Source organism: Streptomyces lonarensis (assembly GCF_012033735.1).
Classification (GTDB): Bacteria; Actinomycetota; Actinomycetes; order Streptomycetales; family Streptomycetaceae; genus Streptomyces; species Streptomyces lonarensis.
The window spans coordinates 1-3,379 of record NZ_JAAVJD010000371.1; the positions used below are offsets into that span (position 1 = coordinate 1).

3 protein-coding genes are annotated in these 3,379 nt (G+C 74.1%); 1 reads left to right on the forward strand and 2 read right to left on the reverse strand.

The window, feature by feature from the left end:
• Positions 1-198: 198 nt before the first annotated feature.
• Positions 199-1,215 carry a ketopantoate reductase family protein gene (locus tag HCN56_RS24570; RefSeq protein ID WP_167974703.1) on the reverse strand — a complete coding sequence of 339 codons (1,017 nt, stop codon included), beginning with the start codon at positions 1,213-1,215 and terminating at the stop codon, positions 199-201.
• Between the two features lie 191 nt (positions 1,216-1,406).
• Between HCN56_RS24570 and HCN56_RS24575 the strand changes: the two genes are divergently transcribed.
• The gene (locus HCN56_RS24575) at positions 1,407-1,826 is read left to right on the forward strand and encodes a DUF7144 family membrane protein (RefSeq protein WP_167974705.1); all 420 of its coding nucleotides are present in this window, start codon (positions 1,407-1,409) and stop codon (positions 1,824-1,826) included.
• A 79-nt stretch (positions 1,827-1,905) separates the two neighbouring features.
• Here the strand turns inward: HCN56_RS24575 and gad are convergent, their stop codons facing one another.
• Entirely contained in the window at positions 1,906-3,285 is a 1,380-nt protein-coding gene (gene gad, locus HCN56_RS24580; protein WP_376770930.1) for a glutamate decarboxylase, read from the reverse strand.
• Between the last annotated feature and the right edge of the window lie 94 nt (positions 3,286-3,379).

The window sequence follows — 3,379 nt, forward strand, 5'->3', positions numbered from 1 at the left end:
ACTGCCGCCACATGGTGCGGGCGCAGCGGGGGCAGCCGCGGGTGGCGATGCCCCGGTGGGCGGCGGTGGGTGGCGGGTCGGGTGTCGCCTCGGCGGGCGGGGGCCGGAGGCTGCCGATGCGAGCTGCGGCAGGGCGGTGGGACCCGCCGCGACCCCGGGCTCGGAGGGCCCGCGCGCGGCCGGTTCGCTACGGGCCGCTCAGTCGGTGCCGCCCGCGAGGGCGGTGAGCGCGGCGAGTTCGGCGGCGGTCAGCGACCCCGGGCGGCGGTGCTCGTGCGCGAAGACGTTGGCCATCCGCTGCAGCACCTCGTTGACCGGGGTAGCGATCCCGTGCTCGCGGCCGAGCAGCACGATCTCGCCGTTGAGGTAGTCGGCCTCGATGCTGCCGGTGCCCCGGCTGAGGCTCTGCCAGGAGGAACCGCCACCCGGCTCCGCGCCCGCGACCGGGCGGACGTCCATCCGGTCGCCGCGCAGCCGCTGCTGCTCCTCGGCGGTCGCGGGCTCGACGCCCGCGGCGTTGAACACGGCGACGGCCTCGGCGCGGGCGTGGCGCAGCAGTTCCGCCGCGCGGGCGTCGCCGCGCAGGGTGGCGCCGCCCACGGCGTCGAGCGCGTTGGCGAGGTTGCTGAGCAACTTGCCGTACTTCCAGCGCATCACGTCCGCGGGGACCGGCGCCGCGAAGTGCGACTTCTCCAGATCGGCGGCGATCAGGCGCGCGGTGTCGTCGGTGCCGGAGGGGTAGCGGCCGATGTGCAGCATCCCGGTCAGCGGCGCGCAGTGCGCGACGACGTGCCCGGGGCGCAGGAACTGCGCGGGCAGCCAGACGCACATGCCGTACACGTGGCGGAACCGGCGCAGCGCCATGCGCTCACCGGCGACGCCGTTCTGGGCGCAGACCAGCGGCAGGACCTCGCCGGCGGTGCCGCCGCCCTCGACCGGGCGGGTCGCCCAGGCGTCGAGCGCGGCCGCGGCGTCCTGGATCTTGACGGAGAGCACCAGGACGTCGTCCGTCCGGAGCGTCACCTCGCGCGGACCGGCGACGGTGGGCACGGGGAGCGTCAGCGCCTCGTCGGGGGTGGCGAGGTGCAGCCCCTCCTCGCGGAGCGCCGCGAGATGGTCCCCCCGTGCCACCAGTACGACCTCGTGACCGCTCTGGAAGAGCCGTCCGCCGATGGCCCCGCCGACGGCGCCCGCCCCGATGATGATGTAGCGCATGGGCCCGATCCTGGCACGGATCGGGCCGCCCGTCCTGCCCCGGCACACCAGGTGTGCGGCTCGGCGCCGCCGGGTGGGTGACCCGGCGGGCTTCACCCGTTCGGAGTAATACCGGGCGCGGGCGCCTTTCGGCGGGGCTGTCCTGGGAGTGTCGCCGCCGCACACGTCGGCGGCGGGTGAGGAGGGTTCCCATGAACGCCACCACGGCCCACGGGCACCGGTCCACCGCCAGGCCCGTGCTGTCCGGCTGGCTTGGGTTCGCCGGCGTCCTGCTGTTCACGCTCGGCCTGATCCACGTCATGAGCGGCCTGGCCGCACTCTTCAAGGACGACTACTTCCAGGTCGCCTCCGGCAGCCTGCTCGTCTTCAACTACACCGCCTGGGGCTGGATCTGGCTGGCGATCGGCGTGCTGCAGATCGCGGTCGGCATCGGCGTCCTCGGGGGCTCGCTCGCCGCCCGTGCCGGTGGCGTGGCGCTGGCCGGACTGGCGCTGATCGGGCAGATCGCCTACCTGGCCGCCTTCCCGTTCTGGTCGCTGATCGGCGTCGGACTGTGCGTGCTGGTGATCTACGCGCTGGTCGCCCCGCCGGAGAACGCCCGAGGCACGTGACGCGGCCGAGGCTTCCGGGCGGGGTGGGCGCGGGGGGAGCCGGGCGGCCGGGGTGGGCGCGGGTCGGGCGGACGGCCCGTCAGTGGTGGAAGCCCGGTCGGGGCGCGGCGGAGCAGGGGCCGTCCGCCAGCTCCGCGACCGCGGCGCGGAGGTCCTGTCCGAGCAGCGCGATCTTGTCGAAGCTGATGCCGTGGCGGATCAGGACCCGCTGCACCACCACCTCCTGCCGGTCGGCGGGCAGCGGGTAGGCGGGCACCTGCCAGCCCCGCAGGCGCAGCCGCTCCGTCAGGTCGTAGAGCGTGAACGGCGACCTCTCCGGGTCGGACAGCGTCCACGCGACGGCGGGCAGCGCGCCCTGACCGTCGTAGAGCAGCCGGAAGCCGTCCATGCCCCCCACCTGTTCGGCCAGCGAGCGGGCGGTCCGGGCGGCGGCCTCGTACACCTTGCGGTAGCCCTCGCGGCCGAGCCGCAGGAAGGTGTAGTACTGCGCGACGATCTCGCCGCCGGGGCGGGAGAAGTTGAGTGCGAAGGTCGGCATGTCCCCGCCGAGGTAGCTGACCCGGAACACCAGCTCCTCGGGGAGCAGCTCCTCGGCCCGCCAGACCACCCAGCCGACGCCCAGCGGGGCCATGCCGTACTTGTGGCCCGAGGCGTTGATCGACGCGACGCGCGGCAGCCGGAAGTCCCACTCCACCTCCGGGTGGAGGAAGGGCGCGATGAAACCACCGCTGGCGGCGTCCACGTGGATCGGCACGTCCAGACCGGTGTCCCGTTCGATCGCGTCCAGTTCCGCCGCGAGCTCGGCCACCGGCTCGTAGTCGCAGGTGTAGGTGACGCCGAGGATGGCGACGACGCCGATGGTGTTCTCGTCGACGTGGTCCCGCAGCTGGTGGGGGCGCAGGCCGGTGGCGTCCGGCTCCAGCGGCACCTGGCGCAGTTCGACGTCGAAGTAGCGGGCGAACTTCTCCCAGCAGACCTGCACCGGCCCGCAGACCAGGTTCGGCCGGTCGGTCGGCAGGCCCGCCGCCTCCCGGCGCTTGCGCCAGCGCCACTTCAGCGCGAGCCCGCCCAGCATGCCGGCTTCGCTGGAACCGGTGGTGGAACAGCCGGTCGGGGAGTCCGCACCGCGGGCGTTCCACAGATCGCCGATGATCCGGACGCAGCGCGACTCGATCTCGGCGGTCTGCGGGTACTCGTCCTTGTCGATCATGTTCTTGTCGAGGCAGAGGTCCATCAGCTCGTGGACCTCGGGCTCCGCCCAGGTGGTGCAGAACGTGGCGAGGTTCTGCGAGGAGTTGCCGTCCAGGGCGAGCTCGTCCCGGATCAGCTCGTGGACGGCGCGGGCCGGCGAGGTGTCCTCGGGCATCCGGTAGCGCGGTAGGCGGCGCTCGGAGATCGCGAGGGCGTAGGCGTCCTCGTAGGGGGTGTCGGAGTCGTCCCCGATCCGGTGCAGAACCACGGCTGCCGCTCCCGTCCTCGCCACCGGCGGGCGTCCGGACCGCCCGCCGTCGGAGAGAGATGGTGCGCGGCGCGCCCCGCCCCCGGCGGCGGGG

Bases quoted from the DNA above. Each gene is read 5' to 3' on its own strand.
- HCN56_RS24570 (WP_167974703.1), bottom strand. From the start codon at position 1,215: ATGCGCTACATCATCATCGGGGCGGGCGCCGTCGGCGGGGCCATCGGC.
- HCN56_RS24575 (WP_167974705.1), top strand. From the start codon at position 1,407: ATGAACGCCACCACGGCCCACGGGCACCGGTCCACCGCCAGGCCCGTG.